Source organism: Marinobacterium sediminicola, from assembly GCF_022343685.1.
GTDB classification, from domain to species: domain Bacteria; phylum Pseudomonadota; class Gammaproteobacteria; order Pseudomonadales; family Balneatricaceae; genus Marinobacterium; species Marinobacterium sediminicola.
The window spans coordinates 433,512-451,169 of the sequence record NZ_CP092123.1 but is presented as its reverse complement, the minus strand read 5'-3'; the positions used below and the strand labels follow the sequence as shown (position 1 = coordinate 451,169).

Below are 17,658 nucleotides of genomic sequence, written 5' to 3'. Positions count from 1 at the left end.
AAGGTACTACGCGTGATCGAGAACCTCCGAAATATTGCCATTATCGCCCACGTTGACCACGGCAAAACCACACTGGTCGACAAGTTGCTGCAGCAGTCTGGCACTCTGGGCCGCCGCGATGAAGGCGCCGAGCGCATCATGGACTCCAATGACCAGGAACGTGAGCGCGGCATTACCATTCTGGCCAAGAACACGGCCATCAAGTGGAACGATTACCGTATCAACATCGTTGACACCCCGGGGCATGCGGACTTCGGTGGCGAAGTTGAACGCGTACTGTCCATGGTTGACTGTGTTCTGCTGCTGGTGGACGCACAGGACGGCCCCATGCCGCAGACACGTTTCGTTACGCAGAAGGCCTTTGCTCGCGGCCTGCGCCCGATTGTTGTCATCAACAAGATCGACCGCCCCGGCGCGCGTCCCGACTGGGTCATGGATCAGGTCTTCGACCTGTTCGACAACCTGGGCGCTACTGACGAACAGCTGGATTTCCCGATCGTCTACGCATCTGCCCTGAACGGTATCGCCGGTAATGATCCGGACGACATGGCCGATGACATGACACCGCTGTTCGAAGCGATCATCAAGCATGTTGACGCACCGCATGTAGACACCGAAGGCCCGTTCCAGATGCAGATTTCCGCGCTGGACTACAACAGCTATACCGGCGTTATCGGTGTCGGCCGCGTTTCCCGCGGCAGCATCAAGACCAACACTCAGGTCAAGGTCATCGACAGTCACGCCAAGGTGCGTAACGGCCGAGTGCTGAAGATCATGGGTTACCATGGTCTGGAGCGCGTGGAAGTCGATTCTGCCCAGGCTGGCGACATCATCTGCATCACCGGTCTGGACGAGCTGAATATCTCCGATACGCTGTGTGACCCCGAAGTCGTGGAAGCACTGCCGGCCCTGTCCGTGGACGAGCCGACTGTATCCATGACCTTCCAGGTCAACGACTCACCATTCGCCGGTCAGGAAGGCAAGTTCATTACCAGCCGTAACATCAAGGACCGTCTGGAACGTGAACTGATCCACAACGTGGCCCTGCGTGTCGAGCCCGGCGACAGCCCGGAGAAATTCCGTGTTTCCGGCCGCGGTGAACTGCACCTGTCGGTGCTGATCGAATCCATGCGTCGCGAAGGCTACGAACTGGGTGTTTCCCGTCCCGAAGTTATCCAGAAGGTTGTCGATGGCGAAGTCCACGAACCTTATGAAGTGGTGATGATCGACGTTGAGGAGGAGCACCAAGGTTCTGTCATCGAAGAGCTGGGCAAGCGTCGCGCAGACATGACCAACATGGAAGTGGATGGCAAGGGCCGTGTACGCCTGACCTTCATGATGCCGTCTCGCGGTCTGATCGGCTTCCGCAGCCAGTTCATGACCATGACGTCCGGTACCGGCATCATGACTTCCGTGTTCGACCACTACGGTCCAGTCAAGGCAGGTGAAGTGGTATCACGTCACAACGGCGTACTGGTTTCCATGGTCAACGGCAAGGCACTGGGTTACGCCCTGTTCAGCCTGCAGGAGCGCGGCCGTCTGTTCATCGATCCGAACATCGAAGTCTACGAAGGCATGGTGCTGGGCATTCACAGCCGCAACAACGACCTGGTGGTCAACCCGACCAAGGGCAAGCAGCTGACCAACGTTCGTGCCTCCGGTACCGATGAAAACATCGTGCTGACACCGCCGATCAAGTTCTCGCTGGAGCAGGCTCTGGACTTCATCGAAGATGACGAACTGGTCGAAGTGACTCCTGAAAGCATCCGTATCCGCAAGAAACTGCTGAAAGAAAACGAGCGCAAGCGCGCCGGCAAGAAGTAAGTTTTTTCGGAATATGAAAAGGCCGGTGGCACTTGCCCCGGCCTTTTTTTATGCTCCCGGCACGCCAGGCCCAATTGCAGCCCGAGCCCGCCACATCATGACTGACGGAATCGGACATTCCAGGTTCAAGTCCAGCAGACGGCTGGCTATACTGGGTCTTCAGTCGGAAAAGGAGACTCCCCATGCGCACCCTCTACCCGGAAATCGGGATCAATCACGAGTACTACCTCGAGGTAGACGAGCAACACACGCTCTATGTGGAGGAGTGCGGTAACCCTAACGGCATTCCGGTATTGTTCGTACATGGCGGTCCCGGTGGCGGCTGCAGCCCGTCCCATCGGCGCTTTTTCAACCCGGAACGCTACCGCATCATCCTGTTCGACCAACGCGGTTGTGGCCGCTCCACTCCCCATGCAGAGCTGGAGGGCAACACCACCCAGGCGCTGGTCAGCGACATGGAGCGGATTCGGGAGTTCTTCAGTATCGATCAGTGGCTGCTGTTCGGCGGCAGCTGGGGCTCTACGCTGAGCCTGGTCTATGCCCAGACCCATCCGTCTCGTGTGTCAGGCATGATTCTGCGCGGCATTTTCCTGTGTCGGGACCGGGATATTCACTGGTTCTATCAGCAGGGCGCCAGCGCCCTCTTCCCTGATTACTGGCAGGACTATCTGGAGCCGATCCCCGCAACAGAACAGCAGGATATGCTCACAGCCTACTATACGCGACTGACGTCCCCCAACGAGCTGGCTCAGATGCAAGCAGCCAAAGCCTGGTCTGTTTGGGAAGGGCGCTGTTCTACTCTTGATCCGAATCCCGGCGTCGTCGAACACTTCGGGGACCCACATTTTGCCCTGGCCATGGCGCGGATCGAAGCCCATTATTTTATCAACAAGGCGTTTCTGGAGCCGGACCAGATTTTGCGTGATGCCACAAAACTGCTTGATATCCCGCTGACCATCGTCCATGGCCGCTATGATGTGGTCTGCCCGCTGGAACAGGCTTACGCTCTCCATCAGGCACTGCCACAGGCTCGCCTGCATATCGTTCGTGACGCAGGCCACTCCGCTTTCGAACCCGGCATCATTGATAACCTGATTCAGGCAACCGACGATTTTGCCTCGTGCAGAGCCTGATCCTGAGGAGTAGTCGTGAAAGGACTGATTCAGCGTGTGCGCCACGCCAGTGTCACCGTGGATGGAGAAATCACCGGACAGATCGACCAGGGCATCCTGCTGTTACTGGGCGTTGAAAAAGGTGACAACGAAACCAGCGCGAACAAGCTGCTGCAGAAAGTACTGAAGTATCGCATCTTCGCGGATGCCGACGACAAGATGAACCTGAGCCTGGCCGATATCGGCGGAGGCCTGCTGGTCGTATCCCAGTTCACTCTGGTAGCAGACACCCGCAAGGGACTCAGGCCCAGTTTCTCATCAGGCGCCACGCCCGCCGAAGGCGAGCGCCTGTACAACCATTTCGTCAAGCAGGCCGAAATTATCCACAGCCCTGTCGCAACAGGGCGTTTCGGTGCCGATATGAAGGTGGAACTGCTCAATGACGGCCCCGTCACTTTCCTGCTGGAAGTTCCACCGACGGATTAAGCGTGCCTCACTTCAGCCAGGCTGTTGATAAGCTCTATTCATCAGCCGAGCTGATGAGTAACGCGAGTGTCCAGCTTGATGTTGTCATGCAGAGGGCAGCGCTCGCAGACAGCATCGAGAAACGCCTGCTTCTCCTCCTCACTCATGTCCGCGTCAATCTCTGCTGATACCTGAATCTGCTGAAAGCCAACGCGGTCATCACTCGGCTTGCCCAGCAGGCCGGCAGGGTTGTAGTCCCCCGCAACACTGACCTTCATGCCACGCAGGTTGATCTTCTGCTGCATGGCCGCGATACGACCAATAGTGCAGATACAACCGCCCAGAGAAAACAGGAAGTACTCCAGCGGAGTCGGCCCTTTATCCGTACCACGTGCGGCTTCCGGCTGATCGATGCTGACCTGGTGACCACGGATATCCGCGCTGACCAGAAACCCTTCGGCCATCTCGGCATTGACTGAAACACGCTTGTTGCTACTCACTAGGCTTCCCCTGAATCGATAAATAAGAGATAACTAATATTAAGGAGAACCCCTTAGCGAGGCAATGCTTCAGATACAAAAAAGCGCCCGAAGGCGCTTTTTGCGATGCCATCCAAGCATGCCTTCAGCCGACTTTCTCGCCCTTCGCCTGAAGGTCGGCATGGTAGGAGGAGCGTACCAGCGGACCACTGGCTACGTGGGTAAACCCAATCTCCTTGGCAATGCGCTCGAACTCAGCAAACTCATCTGGCGTTACATAACGATCCAGCGCCAGGTGGTTGCGGCTTGGCTGCAGATACTGACCGATGGTGATCATATCGACATCGTGAGCACGCAGATCATGCATCACCTCAATGATTTCCTCATTGGTCTCGCCGCAGCCCACCATCAGACCGGACTTGGTACGCACTTCCGGGCGCAACGCCTTGTAGCGCTTGAGCAGCTCCAGCGACCACTGGTAATCAGCACCCGGTCTTACCTTGCGGTACAGACGCGGAACAGTTTCCAGATTGTGGTTGAACACGTCCGGCGGAGTCTGTTCCAGAATTTCAAGCGCCACATCCATGCGACCACGGAAGTCGGGCACCAGCGTCTCAATCTGAATTCCCGGCAGACGCTCGCGGGTTTCCCGAATACAGTCTGCAAAGTGCTGGGCACCACCATCACGCAGATCGTCACGATCCACCGAAGTGATCACCACATACTTCAACCCCATGTCCGCAATCGCTTCAGCCAGCTCTCTCGGCTCGTCCGGTGACAGTGCATTGGGACGACCGTGAGCCACATCGCAGAAGGGACAGCGACGGGTACAGATATCGCCCATGATCATGAAAGTGGCAGTGCCGTGACTGAAGCATTCACCCAGATTGGGGCAGCTGGCTTCTTCACAGACGGACGCCAGCTTGTGTTTGCGCAGCTTATCCTTGATCCGCTTTACTTCCGCATTGGAGCCCATGCGAACTCGCAGCCAGTCCGGCTTGCGCAGCATCTCTTCCTTTTCCGTCGGAATGACCTTGACCGGAATACGAGCCACCTTTTCAGCGCCACGCAATTTGACGCCCTGCTCGACCCGACCGGTTTTGTTTTCGGAGGATTCAGCCATACTAATCAGTCTTCCAATGTGTGTGTGCGGGTGAGGACAGTATACCCCAACTTCTTAACCAAGTAATTTACTAGGTTATTGGGAACAGCGTCCAGATCGGCCCTTGGGGCCAGTGTACGTAGCTGGGTCATCTGCAAACCGGCATAGCCGCAGGGATTGATCCGCAGGAAAGGTTCAAGATCCATGTCCAGGTTCAGGGCAAGGCCATGAAAGGAGCAGCCACGACGGATCCTGAGACCCAATGAGCAGATTTTCTGTTCATTGACGTAAACGCCGGGGGCATCCGGCTTGGGATAGGCTTCGATGCCGTAATCCGCCAGCAGTTCAACGATCGACTGCTCGATGATGTCGACCAGTTCACGCACACCGAGCTTGCGACGACGCAAATCAAGCATCAGGTAAGCGATCAGCTGTCCGGGACCGTGATAGGTCACCTGACCTCCACGATCCACCTGTACAACCGGAATGTCACCCGGTTGCAGCAAGTGCTCGGCCTTGCCCGCCTGCCCCTGAGTGAAGACCCGCTCATGCTGAAGCAGCCAGATCTCGTCCACCGTATTTTCATCACGGTTCGAGGTCAAAGCCTGCATCGACTGCCAGGTTGGTTCGTAAGGCTGCAGTCCCGGCAGCTGACGAATAATCAGCTCATCGGCTACGGCCATCAAAGCACCATCTTCACTCGGCCGGTCGCCTTGAGGTCTTCATGCAGATTGACCAGCTGCTGCTCGCTGGTCGCGGTGATTTTCAAACGTACGGAGCTGTAATTGCCCTTACCGCTCTCCTGCACGACGACCTGCTCGATATCCAGATCAGGCGCATGGACCTGCACGATTTCGATGACCATTCCCTTGAAGTCAGCCTGGTTGTCGCCGATCACCTTGATCGGGTAGTCGGGATGCGGAAATTCGATTTTCGGTGCTTCGGTTTCGGTACTCATTACGCCTCTCCGGTCATTAGCCGGTGTTGAAAACGGGTAAACAGGTCGAACATCCGGTGCCACAACGGGCCTTTTTGGCCGTCGGCAACGGGTTCACCATCAATGGTCAAAACGGGCATCACGCCACGGGTCGAGCTGGATATCCAGACTTCATCAGCGGTGGCAAGCTCTTCAGGCCTGATGTCCACTTCCTGATAGGGAATACCGGCTTCTGACGCCAGTTCCAGAATCAGTTCACGGGTCGTTCCCCCCAGAATCTCCGAGCTGCGCTTGGGGGTATAGATGACTCCCTGCTTTACTACGAAGAGATTGCTTGAGGTCCCCTCACTCAGCAGTCCGTCCCGGACCAGCAGCGCCTCATCGGCACCGGCTTCACGGGCCTGCTGCAACACCAGGATATTGGGCAATAACCCGGTGGACTTGATATCGCAGCGACGCCAGCGCAGATCGGCCGTGACGATCACGTTATAGCCCTGAATCTGTTCGGCGCCATCACTGTAGATATCACGAATCGGCGAGGTACAGGCAAACACTGTCGGGCGCATGCTGTCGTCGTAGGTATGCGTACGATAGCCGGCGCTGCCACGGCTCACCTGCAGATAGACCGACAGGTTGCCGCCGCCATTACGACGTACCAGTTCATCCAGAATGGCAGCCCAGTCTTCATCCGCCTGGATACGAACCGCTCTGAGGCTGTAGGCCAACCGATCCAGATGTTGTTGCAAACGAAAGCCGACGCCCCGGTAGTAGGGGATGACTTCATAGACGCTATCGGCGAACAGAAATCCCCGATCGAATACGGAGACCTGCGCCTGATCAGGCGCCACAAAACGACCGTTAAGGTATACGACTTCGCTTTTCATAAAATGCAACTGCCCACATCCCTAGATGTGGGCAGCATAAACCGGTTTCAAGGTTTTGTCTGTTTTTCAGCCAATCAGGCCAAGGAAGAACAGCAGGATCGCATGCCAGATTCGCTTGAACAAACCACCTTCTTCAACGCTTTCCAGCGCCACCAACGGAACAGTTGTTACGGTTTCGCCATCAATACTGACACGCACCTTGCCCAGTTCCTGCCCCTGAACAACCGGTGCCTTGATCACCTTGTCCAGCTCGATGTTGGCTTCGAGCTGGTCGATCTTGCCACGTGGCACGGTCACCGCCAGATTCTCGGTCAGTCCCATGCGGACCTGATCACGCTGGCCGGCCCAGATCTTGCTGTCCTTGAGCACCTGACCGGCCGTATACAGCTGATGGGTGCGGTAGTAACGGAAGCCGTAGGACAATAGTTTCTGGCTTTCGCGGGCGCGCGCTTCCTCACTGTCAGTGCCCATGACCACCGAAATCAGGCGCATGTCATCACGTTTGGCTGATGCAACCAGGCAGTAGCCCGCTTCGTCGGTATGGCCGGTTTTGATGCCATCGACACTGTTATCCCGCCACAACAGCTTGTTGCGGTTGGGCTGGCGGATGTTGTTGTAGGTGAAGTACTTCTGCGCATAGATAGCATACTGATCAGGGAACTTGGTGATCAGTGCCTTGGCCAGTATTGCCAGGTCGATGGCTGAGGAATAATGATCCTCGGCCGGCAGGCCGGTGGCGTTGACGAAGTGGGTATCGTTCATACCCAACAGGCGCGCATGCTGGTTCATCAGGTCTGCGAATGCACGTTCGCTGCCGGCAATATGCTCGGCCAGAGCGACGGAGGCATCGTTACCGGACTGAATGATCACGCCGCGCAGCAGGTCCCCCACCTTCACCTGGGTACCTTCCTGAATGAACATGCGGGAACCGCCGGTGCGCCAGGCCTTTTCACTGACCAGCACCAGGTCTTCTTCGCTGATGTTGCCCTTGCTGATTTCGTATTCAACGATGTAACTGGTCATCATTTTGGTCAGGCTGGCCGGTGCAAAGCGCTCGTTCTCACGATCCGCTGCAATGATATGACCGGTATCGGCATCCATCACCAGATAGGCACGAGCCGAAACCTGGGGCGGAGCCGGAATCAGCGCCGAAGCAGCCTGTACGGTACTGGCCATTAGCAGGGCCAGCATCAGGGTGAGATAGAGGAATGCGGTCGAGAAGGAGATTCGTTGCGCCATAATCAGTCAGTTACATCATTATCAATGGGTGAAGGTGCAGCCGCCTGTGCGACCCCACACATAAGGTTTCCACTCTACCCGCGGCATCATGGCAAGTCCACCAGATGCGCCCCGGAGTACCCTGCCTGAGACAGCTGCTGCAGCAGCCAGTTCAATGTATGTGTACCTGTGAGCGGTCCAAGGCGAACCCGGTACAGCGTACGTCCGTCACGTTCGGCATGCACCACCTGAACCGGCTCGTTGAGCAGCGTCCGCAATTCGCTTGCCAGTGTTTCGGCCCCCTGAACACTGCTCAGGGCCGCAACCTGCAAAGTGCGTCCGGTGATGGCGGCCTGCTCAGCCGGTACTCCACTGCGTCCGTACGCGGCCGTCATCAGTTTGGCCCCTGGCGTGATCGCTTCAACCTCAACGCGCGCCGTGCCCTTGCCCAGCATATCCAGACGATAGGCGGCGGCATAGGACAGGTCGATAATCCGTCCCTCATGGAAAGGCCCACGGTCGTTCACCCGCACAACGACCTGGCGCCCGTTATCCAGATTGGTGACACGAACATAGCTGGGCAACGGCAGTGACTTGTGCGCAGCGCTCATCTGGTACATGTCATAGATCTCACCGTTGGAAGTGGTGTGACCATGAAACTTTTTGCCGTACCAGGAAGCGACGCCGCGCTGACGATAGCCTTCGGCACTGGGCAGCACCTGGTATCGCTTGCCCAGAACGGTATAGGGGCTCTTGTTACCCCAGCGGCTGGGCGGCTCTGACCGGGGCACTGCATCCGGCACACGTGACAGGTCTACAGCGCCGTCCGGCCCCCGGTCCTGCTTGATGCTGTAACGCCCGGCATTGTCGTTGGAGGCACAGCCTCCCAGCAACAACACACCGGCACTGAAAGTTGCAATCAGCCAGGGCTTCATATCAGGACTCCTGAGCGGTTTCCGGCTGGCGCGCGTCCTTGATCGCCTGACTCAGTTCATACACGGCCATGGCGTACAGGCGGCTGTGGTTGTAACGAGTAATCACGTAGAAGTTATGCAACCCGAACCAGTAATGCTCGCCATCTTCCATGGTCAGTTCCATCAGGGTAGCCGGCTGTTGCGGATCCAGATCCCTGCGCGTCGCGATGCCACGCTCATGCCATTGCGCCAATGTCAGCTCAGGCTTGAGACCGGCATTGAACCAGCTTGGATCGGCACTGCCGTTGATGACCACGTTGGAGCGCACCGGTTCACCGGCCTTCCAGCCATGTTCACGGAAGTAGTTCGCCACACTGCCGATGGCGTCGACCTCATTGCTCCAGATATCACGCTTACCGTCACCATCGAAGTCGACCGCATAATTGCGGAAACTGGAGGGAATGAACTGGCCATATCCCATGGCCCCGGCGTAGGACCCCAGCGGTTGGGTCGGATCCAGCTGTTCTTCCCGAGCCATGCGCATGAAGTCCACCAACTGTCCGCGGAAGAAGTCAGCCCGTTTGGGATAGTCAAAGCCCAGCGTTGCCAGTGCATCCAGCACGCGGTAACGCCCCATGATTCGACCGTAACGGGTTTCCACTCCAATGATGGAGACGATGATTTCGGCTGGAACTCCGTAGGTTTCCTCGGCACGCTTCAGCGTGGCTTCATGCTCATTCCAGAAGGCAACACCCTGCTTGATCCGACGTGGCTCAACAAAAATCTTGCGATATTCGCCCCAGGTCAAACGGCGCTCGGCCGGACGTGAGATCGCCTCAAGAATTGATTCCTGCCGCTTGGCCTTGGCCAGAACTGAGCGAACCTCCTCAGCGTCAAACCCTTCTGCAGCCAATTGTTCCACGACCTCACCCGCCAACGGGTGGTTCTCATAACCGCTACTGGCCCATACTGAACCTGTCGTCAGCAGGGTGCTGGCCAGCAGTAAACGTCCCAGTGTCTTGCGCATTCCTATCTCCATCATCGAGTCAGCATCTGCCGGTGGGTACTGATCGACATCAGCACGCCGAAACCGGCCATAAGAGTTACGATCGAGGTGCCGCCATAGCTGACCATCGGCAGCGGCACACCGACTACCGGCAGCAAACCGGTGACCATACCGATATTCACGAACACATAGACAAAAAATGTCAGTGTAATACTCCCCGCCAACAGCCGGGAAAAGCTGTCCTGTGCTCGAGCCGCAATAATCAGCCCTCGCGCAATGATCATCAGATAGATTCCCAGCAGCACCAGAACCCCCGTCATACCAAGCTCTTCACCAATCACCGCAATGATGAAGTCGGTGTGAGATTCGGGCAGAAAATCGAGCTGCGATTGTGTTCCTTGCAACCACCCCTTGCCGGACAGGCCACCGGAACCGATCGCGGTCTTCGACTGAATAATGTTCCAGCCAGAACCCAACGGATCGCTCTCCGGATCGAGGAACGTCAGCACTCGCTGGCGCTGGTAGTCCTTCATCACCGCCCAGAGCGCTGGCAATGCGGCTCCGAGCAAGCCCATGGCGATGAAAATCCAGCGCCAGTACACCCCGGACAACAGAATAACAAATACACCTGACGCGGCGATTAACAACGAAGTGCCAAGGTCCGGCTGCTTCATGATCAGCACCGTCGGAATTGCCAGCAGCACCAGCGTGCTGAGCAAGTGCTTGAACGTAGGCGGCAGCTGCTCACGGGTCAGCCAGGCCGCTACCATCATCGGCAGCACCAATTTCATGATCTCAGAGGGCTGGAAACGAAACCCGGGCAACTCCAGCCAGCGCTGGGCTCCCTTGGCCCCGACCCCGAACAGCAAAACACCAACCAGCAGACCAACACCTGCCAGATAGCCCCAGGGGGCCAGCCGACGAAACGTTCGCGGCTGGAACTGGGCCAATACGATCAAGCCAAAAAAGCCAGCACCCATTCGTATGCCCTGACGCAGCACGTAGTCCATGTCCTGACCTGAGGCGCTGTAGAGTACGAACAGACCAAAGCCACAAAGTATCAGCAACAGCGACAGCAACCAGGCATCCAGATGAGTGTAGTGCCAGAGTCCAGTGGGGCGCTGCAGGTGTACGCTGCTGCCCGGCATGGTGCGTTGGAAGTCCCGATGACTCATCCGTCCTCCTTCAGGTCGTTGCGATAGTCGCCCAGCAGCCAGGCATCCATCACTTCACGGGCAACCGGTGCGGCGGTCGACGAGCCACCACCGCCATTTTCGACCACAACCGCCAGCGCAATTTTCGGGTTATCCACCGGCGCGAAAGCAACAAAGAGCGCGTGGTCACGATGACGCTCCTCCAGCGCTTCGGCATCGTATTCTTCGTCCTGGGCAATACCCACCACCTGAGCGGTGCCGGTCTTGCCGGCGATACGGTATTGAGCCCCTTCCGCAGAGCGTCTTGCGGTCCCTTCGCTGCCGTGCATGACCGATATCATGCCCTCAATCACCTGATCCCAGTGTTTTGGATCCTTGAGTACCACATCATCCGGTTTTTCCTTTCGAGTGAGCATGGGCGCATAGGGTTGAGGCTCACCACCCGTTTCGTCCAGCACGCCCTGCAACATGCGCGGCTGCACCCAGCGACCACGGTTGGCCATCACGGCCGTGGCCGTCGCCATCTGCAAGGGAGTCATCACCAGGAATCCCTGTCCGATACTCATGTTGATCGAGTCACCGGGATACCAGGGCAGACGCCGCCGCCCCTCTTTCCATTCACGTGACGGCAGGAAATTGGTCAGTGCTTCCGGCTGATCAAGACTGGCATCCTGACCGACACCGAAACGCCCCAGCATATCCGACATGGGATCTACGCCCATCTTGTGGCCGGCTTCATAGAACCAGACGTCACAGGACTGTGCCAGCGCATGATTGAGGTCCACCCAGCCATGTCCCCAGCGCTTCCAGTCACGATAGCGACGACCGTTCTTGGTAATCTGGTAGAAACCGGGGTCCCAGACCCTGTCCTCGGCGGTGAAGGTATTGGTTTCCAGCGCCGCCAACGCAATGATCGGTTTGACCGTCGATGCCGGTGGATAGCTGCCGCGCAGGGAACGATTGAAAAGCGGCAGGTCGCGGGAATTTCGCAGGGCGTTATAGTCCTTGCTGGAGATACCGGTGACGAACAGGTTGGGATCATAGGTCGGTGTGCTGACCATGGCCAGGATCTCACCGCTGGAAGGATCAATTGCCACCACTGAGGCACGTCGGCCTTCCAGCAGGCTTTCGGTAAACTGCTGCAGGCGCAAATCAAGGCTCAACTGCAGATCGCGGCCAGGCACCGGGTCCTGGCGCTCAAGCACCCGCAGCACACGCCCGCGGGCATTGGTTTCCACCTTCTGGAAGCCCACCTGCCCGTGCAGTATATCCTCGTAAAATTTTTCGATACCAAGCTTGCCGATATAGTGGGTAGCCGCGTAGTTCTGCTCGTCGACCTTGCTCAGCTCGCGTTCGTTGATACGTCCGACATATCCCAACGCATGTACCAGAGAGGCGCCATGAGGGTAGTAACGGATGAGATCCGCTTCTACCTGCACACCCGGCAGGCGATGGTAATTCAGTGATATTCGGGCAATTTCCTCCTCGGTGAGACCAAAACGCAAGGGCACCGATTCAAAGGGACGACGACGCTGGTCCAGTCGTTTGCGAAAACGTTCCACATCGCGATCATTCAGTTCGATCAGCTGCCCCAGCTCCACCAGAGTGGCATCCAGGTCTCTGATTTCCTCTTTCAGCAGCGTAACGCTGAAGTTGGGACGATTATCAGCCAGCAACTCACCGTTGCGGTCGAAAATCAGACCACGGCGCGGCGCCACCGGCTGTAACTGAACGCGATTATTCTCTGAAATGGCCGCATAGCGGTCGTGTTCGATCACCTGCAGGTAATAGATGCGCGCGATCAACACCAGCATCAGCAGTACCACGAACACAAACGCGATCACTGACCGGCTGGTAAAGGTAATGCTCTCCCGGGAATAGTCCTTTAGGCGTTCGAAGGATTCCATGTGGCAGAGTTACTTGTGATAGGGATGGCCCTGGAGAATACTCCAGGCACGGTAAAGCTGTTCTGCCAACACCACCCGCACCAGCGGGTGCGGCAGTGTCAGCGCGGACAGGGACCACTTCTGATCCGCCTGCGCCAGACAGCGAGGGTCCAGCCCATCGGGACCACCCACCAGCAGACTGATGTTGCGGCCGTCCATACGCCAGCCTTCGGCCTGTTCGGCCAGCTGTTCTGTTGACCAGGGCCGCCCTTTCACGTCCAGTGCGACGACCCGATCACCCTTGCCGATTGCCGCCAGCATGGCATCGCCTTCGCTGCGGATGGCGCGAGCCAGGTCCGCATTTTTGCCCCGATGCCCTGGCGCCAGCTCAACCAGCTCCAGCTGAAAGTCGGACGGCAGACGGCGGGCATACTCGTTGTAGCCCGCTTCCACCCAATCCGGCATGCGGTTACCCACCGCCAGCAAACGGATACGCATGGTTCAGTGGTTACTCCGCAGCTGCTTCTTCATCAGCGTCAAACTGCCACAACCGTTCCAGATCATAGAAGCTGCGCGCATCCGGCATCATTACGTGCACAACCATGTCACCCAGATCCACCAGGATCCAGTCGCCCGCGCTTTGCCCTTCGGTGCCCAGCGGTTGAAGGCCGGCTTCCTTCACCTTGTCCAGCACTTCCTGCGCCACCGACATCACATGACGTTTGGACGTGCCGCTGGCGATCACCATGTAATCGGTGACGCTGGATTTGCCGCGCACATCCAGTTCGGTGATATCACGTGCTTTCATGTCGTCCAGTGCGGTATGCACCAGCTCACGCAGTTGATCGATCTCCATCAGAGCCTTGTACCTTTCTTAAAAATAACCATAGAGTTTATGTTGCTGGATATAGTGCCACACCGGTTCTGGAAGCAGATAGCGTGGCGAATGCCCCTGGGCAATCAGCCGGCGAATCTGTGTCGCCGAGATGCCCAGTGGGGTCAACTCCTGAATATGCACCCTGCCCGACGGACGGGTCAGCAACTCGCTGACGGCGCTCGCCTGATGCGCTTCTGTAAAGCGCAGCAGCTGTTCGTCAGCGCCCGTCTTCTCGTAACCGGGCCGTGCCAGCACCAGAATGTGGGCATAGTCCAGAAAGGACTCCCACTGATGCCAGCTGGGCAGCGTCTGATAGGCATCCATCCCCATCGTCATGATAATCGGACAATCGCTCCCCCGCTCGCTTCTCAACGCCTGCAGCGTCAACAACGAATAGGAGGGCGCATCCGACTCGATCTCCCGCGGATCGGCACAAAGCGCCGGCTCATCCTGCACGGCAAGTTGTACCATCTCCAGTCGCTGCAGCGGTGTACAGCCGGGCTCGTCCCGATGGACCGGAGCCCCTGACGGGATCAGGCATACCTGATCGACGCCCAGCCACTGCTTGAGTTCCAGCGCCGTGCGCAGATGACCGTTGTGAACGGGGTCAAAAGTCCCGCCCATGAACACCAGCGGTTGCATCAAACACGAACCTGACCGTCGCCTAGTACCACGTACTTTTCGGAGGTAAGGCCTTCCAGACCCACAGGCCCGCGGGCATGGATCTTGTCGGTTGAAATGCCGATTTCGGCACCCAATCCATACTCGAAGCCATCGGCAAAGCGGGTAGAGGCGTTGACCATGACCGAGCTCGAGTCCACCTCACGCAGGAATGCCCGCGCCTTGGTGTAGTTTTCCGTGATGATCGCGTCGGTGTGGTGTGAACCGTGACGATTAATATGCTCGATCGCCTCGGCCATTCCAGCGACCACTTTGACCGCCAGGATCGGCGCCAGATACTCGGTATCCCAGTCTTCGGCAGTCGCGGCCTTGATGCCCGGCAGCAAGGCACGCGTCTGGTCGCAGCCACGCAGCTCTACGCCCAACTGGCCGTAGTGCTCCGCCAGTTCCGGCAACAGCTCCGCCGCCACTGCGGTATCCACCAGCAGGGTTTCCATAGTGTTGCAGGTACCATAACGGTGCGTCTTGGCATTAATGGCGATGTTCAGCGCCTTGCTGCGGTCGGCTTCGGCATCGATAAACACGTGACAGATACCGTCCAGATGTTTGATCACGGGGACGCGGGCATCTGTGGAGATTCGCTCGATCAGCCCCTTGCCGCCACGCGGCACGATGACATCTACATATTCAGGCATCGCGATCAGGCGACCTACGGCCTCACGGTCGGTCGTTTCGACTACCTGTACCGCTTCCTGCGGCAGCCCTGCTGCTTCAAGCCCCTGGCGAATGCAAACCGCGATCGCCTGGTTGGAATGGATCGCTTCGGAGCCGCCACGCAGAATAGTCGCATTGCCAGACTTCAGGCACAGGCTCGCCGCTTCACAGGTCACGTTGGGACGCGACTCATAGATGATGCCGATCACGCCCAGCGGGACGCGCATCTTGCCAACCTGAATACCTGATGGGCGGTAGTTCATGTCACGGATACCACCGATCGGGTCCGGCAGTGCCGCTACCTGACGCAAGCCCTCGATCATGCCGTCGATACGCGCCGGGGTCAGTTCCAGACGATCAAGCATGGCTGCATCCAGTCCCTTTTCGCGACCGTTCTGCATATCCTGTGCATTGGCTTCGGCCAATACTGCGCGATTGGCATCAATGGCATCGGCCATGGCGGCCAGAGCCCTGTTCTTGCTGGCGGTATCGGCACGCGCCATCACACGGGAAGCAGCACGTGCGCGCTCCCCCAATTCAGTCATATAGGCTTCTACATTCATCTCATCTATCCGGCTCGATGATTTTAGCGGTACAGTATAACCTTAACCTGGATCAAAGGTCTTTGAGATCCATGCATAATCGGCAACGCTGTGCTCTTCACAAGGATGTTGCTATGATCAGACATCAACCTGAACATCTGCCTGCTTCAGATGTGGAGCCTCAATGAAGCCGACAGCCGAAACCGCCAACCGCACCTCCAGCCTGCCTTTGCGCACCCTGCTGTCAGTCTCACTGGTCCTGATGCTAAGCCTGCTGCTGGGCGGCACTTTTGAGTATCTTCGCCTGCAGGACAGAGCCGCTGAGCAGGCCAACGAAATCAGCCGTGCCTTCGGCCGCAGCAGTGCCGTCCTGATTCAGCCTCTGGTGCTGTCGGATGACCGCATCAGCCTGAATTACCTGCTGAACGAACTGACCCGACAGCCGTTGATCAACGGCATGCGCCTGACAGCCCCCGACCAGACATTGATTGCACTGGCTGGTGACGCTCAGGGACGCATGCACACCCTGGAGCTGCTCCAGGGCGATGTCCCCCTGGGACAATTAACCCTGTGGAGCAATGCCGCTGCTTTCAGCACGCCATTGCGTGATCAGTTGCTGGAAACAGCCTTATTGCTGTTTTTATGTCTCACTGGTGCCGCTACCCTGATCGCACTCAGCCTGAGACGCAACACAAGCTCCGAACGCGCCACTGAGCCCAGCTTTGCCGAGGTCAAGGCGGCTTTCGAACAACCGCGTGACAGCGACCGCATTCCCGACTTCACGTTTGATCTGGACAGTGATCCCGAGCCGCTCACCGAAACGTCGACACCGCAACCAGGCCGCTCTGCGCCCGCACGCCCCTCCCAAACCACCGGTGAATCCTCCAGTATCCCGGCTATCGGACCTGCTCCTGACGTGGAACAGGGCGCTGAGCCGATGCCAGCCGATTCGGACGCCCCGCCGGACCTTCAGTCTGAGCTCGAGTCCCTCGAGAAATCTGCCGCCGAGGATAGCGCAGCTAACGGCAACAAACAGGATCAGCTCGATACCGGTGAACTGGTTTCGTTGCTCAAGCCGGAACGCTCCGACGACAGTATTCCTCGCTTCACTCCACGTGCCCCCGGAGCCGACCTGCCGGAGGATGATGTGGATGAAGCGATGGTGCCGAGCCTGGGCAGCGCCACCGACGACGACTTTACCGTTGATGAGCTGGGTCCCGCAGAGCCTGCCAACACGCGCCTCAACCCGCTCCAGCTCAGCGATGAAGAACAGCTTGGCCTGTATACCTTTGAACAGGAGCTGGAGTTGCTGCTGACTCCGGAAGAAGCCGGCTATCTGTTACTGATCGATACCCGCAGCGCACACAGCGACAATGTCGAGGATGAAGAGCGCAACCAATTGCTGCGCAATTACCGTACGCTGGCCAACTCGGCCGCCCGCATTTACAGCGGTGAGATCAGCGCGCTCAAGGACGGCAATCTGCGCATCCTGTTTACCGAGGGTGACGACAAGGATAGCCACGGCATCAACGCGCTGTGCTGCGCCATGCTGTTCACCTACCTGTACAAGCAGTACAACCAGCGTCAGATCCGCGCCTTCCAACCGGTAATGAATCTGCACATGGCACTGGTACGAGGCGCCAGTGAGCGGGTCGACCGCATGCAGGAGGAAGCCCACTTCCTGACCCGCACAACGCAGAGCAACGAACTGATCAGCCATACAGCATTGACCGAAGCACCCTTGCTGAAGGAAATGCTGCTGCAGAAAGCCGATATCCGTCGGGAAGATGAGGACAAGGTCCTGATCCTGAGCATCAGCGATGCCTACCAGACCCTGCTGGAGAAACAGGCACGCCACCTGCTGAGCAAACTCAGCGAGCGGGAACGCGGCAATACCGGTGCCTGATAACCGGTATTGCCGTT

General features: G+C 57.8%; 18 protein-coding genes. 4 read left to right on the top strand and 14 right to left on the bottom strand.

Going from position 1 to position 17,658, the window contains the following annotated elements:
• Positions 1-12 precede the first annotated feature (12 nt).
• The 3 genes from typA (at position 13) to dtd (ending at position 3,422) form a co-directional block, all read left to right on the top strand.
• Positions 13-1,824 (top strand): translational GTPase TypA, encoded by a 1,812-nt coding sequence (gene typA, locus LN244_RS02125; protein ID WP_239041219.1) that lies wholly within the window; start codon positions 13-15, stop codon positions 1,822-1,824.
• 182 nt (positions 1,825-2,006) lie between these two features.
• Positions 2,007-2,957 (top strand): prolyl aminopeptidase, encoded by a 951-nt coding sequence (gene pip / locus LN244_RS02120; RefSeq protein WP_239041218.1) that lies wholly within the window; start codon positions 2,007-2,009, stop codon positions 2,955-2,957.
• Between the two features lie 15 nt (positions 2,958-2,972).
• Positions 2,973-3,422 carry a D-aminoacyl-tRNA deacylase gene (gene dtd / locus LN244_RS02115; protein ID WP_239041217.1) on the top strand — a complete coding sequence of 150 codons (450 nt, stop codon included), beginning with the start codon at positions 2,973-2,975 and terminating at the stop codon, positions 3,420-3,422.
• Positions 3,423-3,463: 41 nt separating this feature from the next.
• Here the strand turns inward: dtd and LN244_RS02110 are convergent, their stop codons facing one another.
• From LN244_RS02110 to LN244_RS02045, 14 genes are all read right to left on the bottom strand, one after another.
• Positions 3,464-3,901 (bottom strand): OsmC family protein, encoded by a 438-nt coding sequence (locus LN244_RS02110; RefSeq protein ID WP_239041216.1) that lies wholly within the window; start codon positions 3,899-3,901, stop codon positions 3,464-3,466.
• A gap of 124 nt (positions 3,902-4,025) precedes the next feature.
• The gene (gene lipA / locus LN244_RS02105; RefSeq protein ID WP_239041215.1) at positions 4,026-5,003 is read right to left on the bottom strand and encodes a lipoyl synthase; all 978 of its coding nucleotides are present in this window, start codon (positions 5,001-5,003) and stop codon (positions 4,026-4,028) included.
• 5 nt (positions 5,004-5,008) lie between these two features.
• On the bottom strand, positions 5,009-5,665 hold the full coding sequence (lipB, locus tag LN244_RS02100) for a lipoyl(octanoyl) transferase LipB (RefSeq protein WP_239041214.1): 657 nt from the start codon (positions 5,663-5,665) through the stop codon (positions 5,009-5,011).
• Complete coding sequence (locus LN244_RS02095) at positions 5,665-5,940, bottom strand: HP0495 family protein (RefSeq protein WP_239041213.1); 276 nt, start codon at positions 5,938-5,940, stop codon at positions 5,665-5,667. The genes lipB and LN244_RS02095 overlap by 1 nt, the downstream gene beginning before the upstream one ends.
• The gene (locus tag LN244_RS02090; protein WP_239041212.1) at positions 5,940-6,803 is read right to left on the bottom strand and encodes a D-amino acid aminotransferase; all 864 of its coding nucleotides are present in this window, start codon (positions 6,801-6,803) and stop codon (positions 5,940-5,942) included. Before LN244_RS02090 ends, LN244_RS02095 begins: the two co-directional genes overlap by 1 nt.
• Before the next feature lie 66 nt (positions 6,804-6,869).
• Positions 6,870-8,042 carry a D-alanyl-D-alanine carboxypeptidase family protein gene (locus LN244_RS02085; RefSeq protein ID WP_239041211.1) on the bottom strand — a complete coding sequence of 391 codons (1,173 nt, stop codon included), beginning with the start codon at positions 8,040-8,042 and terminating at the stop codon, positions 6,870-6,872.
• An 86-nt stretch (positions 8,043-8,128) separates the two neighbouring features.
• Positions 8,129-8,956 (bottom strand): septal ring lytic transglycosylase RlpA family protein, encoded by an 828-nt coding sequence (locus tag LN244_RS02080; protein WP_239041210.1) that lies wholly within the window; start codon positions 8,954-8,956, stop codon positions 8,129-8,131.
• Between the two features lies 1 nt (position 8,957).
• Positions 8,958-9,962 carry a lytic murein transglycosylase B gene (gene mltB / locus LN244_RS02075; protein ID WP_239041209.1) on the bottom strand — a complete coding sequence of 335 codons (1,005 nt, stop codon included), beginning with the start codon at positions 9,960-9,962 and terminating at the stop codon, positions 8,958-8,960.
• Between the two features lie 11 nt (positions 9,963-9,973).
• Positions 9,974-11,116, bottom strand: a complete 1,143-nt coding sequence (gene rodA, locus LN244_RS02070; RefSeq protein ID WP_239041208.1) for a rod shape-determining protein RodA — start codon at positions 11,114-11,116, stop codon at positions 9,974-9,976.
• On the bottom strand, positions 11,113-13,002 hold the full coding sequence (gene mrdA / locus LN244_RS02065) for a penicillin-binding protein 2 (protein ID WP_239041207.1): 1,890 nt from the start codon (positions 13,000-13,002) through the stop codon (positions 11,113-11,115). Before mrdA ends, rodA begins: the two co-directional genes overlap by 4 nt.
• 9 nt (positions 13,003-13,011) lie before the next feature.
• A complete protein-coding gene (gene rlmH, locus LN244_RS02060; protein ID WP_239041206.1) occupies positions 13,012-13,479 on the bottom strand; it encodes a 23S rRNA (pseudouridine(1915)-N(3))-methyltransferase RlmH in 468 nt (155 codons plus the stop codon).
• A 10-nt stretch (positions 13,480-13,489) separates the two neighbouring features.
• Positions 13,490-13,837 (bottom strand): ribosome silencing factor, encoded by a 348-nt coding sequence (gene rsfS, locus LN244_RS02055; RefSeq protein ID WP_239041205.1) that lies wholly within the window; start codon positions 13,835-13,837, stop codon positions 13,490-13,492.
• An 18-nt stretch (positions 13,838-13,855) separates the two neighbouring features.
• Positions 13,856-14,500 carry a nicotinate-nucleotide adenylyltransferase gene (gene nadD, locus LN244_RS02050; RefSeq protein WP_239041204.1) on the bottom strand — a complete coding sequence of 215 codons (645 nt, stop codon included), beginning with the start codon at positions 14,498-14,500 and terminating at the stop codon, positions 13,856-13,858.
• Entirely contained in the window at positions 14,500-15,756 is a 1,257-nt protein-coding gene (locus tag LN244_RS02045; protein ID WP_239041203.1) for a glutamate-5-semialdehyde dehydrogenase, read from the bottom strand. The genes nadD and LN244_RS02045 overlap by 1 nt, the downstream gene beginning before the upstream one ends.
• 163 nt (positions 15,757-15,919) lie before the next feature.
• Between LN244_RS02045 and LN244_RS02040 the strand changes: the two genes are divergently transcribed.
• Complete coding sequence (locus LN244_RS02040) at positions 15,920-17,641, top strand: hypothetical protein (RefSeq protein WP_239041202.1); 1,722 nt, start codon at positions 15,920-15,922, stop codon at positions 17,639-17,641.
• Positions 17,642-17,658: the final 17 nt, after the last annotated feature.

Coding starts and splice junctions, on each gene's coding strand:
- pip (WP_239041218.1), top strand. CDS start 2,007: ATGCGCACCCTCTACCCGGAAATCGGGATCAATCACGAGTACTACCTC.
- lipA (WP_239041215.1), bottom strand. CDS start 5,003: ATGGCTGAATCCTCCGAAAACAAAACCGGTCGGGTCGAGCAGGGCGTC.
- lipB (WP_239041214.1), bottom strand. CDS start 5,665: ATGGCCGTAGCCGATGAGCTGATTATTCGTCAGCTGCCGGGACTGCAG.
- LN244_RS02095 (WP_239041213.1), bottom strand. CDS start 5,940: ATGAGTACCGAAACCGAAGCACCGAAAATCGAATTTCCGCATCCCGAC.
- LN244_RS02090 (WP_239041212.1), bottom strand. CDS start 6,803: ATGAAAAGCGAAGTCGTATACCTTAACGGTCGTTTTGTGGCGCCTGAT.
- LN244_RS02085 (WP_239041211.1), bottom strand. CDS start 8,042: ATGGCGCAACGAATCTCCTTCTCGACCGCATTCCTCTATCTCACCCTG.
- LN244_RS02080 (WP_239041210.1), bottom strand. CDS start 8,956: ATGAAGCCCTGGCTGATTGCAACTTTCAGTGCCGGTGTGTTGTTGCTG.
- mltB (WP_239041209.1), bottom strand. CDS start 9,962: ATGCGCAAGACACTGGGACGTTTACTGCTGGCCAGCACCCTGCTGACG.
- rodA (WP_239041208.1), bottom strand. CDS start 11,116: ATGAGTCATCGGGACTTCCAACGCACCATGCCGGGCAGCAGCGTACAC.
- mrdA (WP_239041207.1), bottom strand. CDS start 13,002: ATGGAATCCTTCGAACGCCTAAAGGACTATTCCCGGGAGAGCATTACC.
- rlmH (WP_239041206.1), bottom strand. CDS start 13,479: ATGCGTATCCGTTTGCTGGCGGTGGGTAACCGCATGCCGGATTGGGTG.
- rsfS (WP_239041205.1), bottom strand. CDS start 13,837: ATGGAGATCGATCAACTGCGTGAGCTGGTGCATACCGCACTGGACGAC.
- nadD (WP_239041204.1), bottom strand. CDS start 14,500: ATGCAACCGCTGGTGTTCATGGGCGGGACTTTTGACCCCGTTCACAAC.
- LN244_RS02045 (WP_239041203.1), bottom strand. CDS start 15,756: ATGAATGTAGAAGCCTATATGACTGAATTGGGGGAGCGCGCACGTGCT.
- LN244_RS02040 (WP_239041202.1), top strand. CDS start 15,920: ATGAAGCCGACAGCCGAAACCGCCAACCGCACCTCCAGCCTGCCTTTG.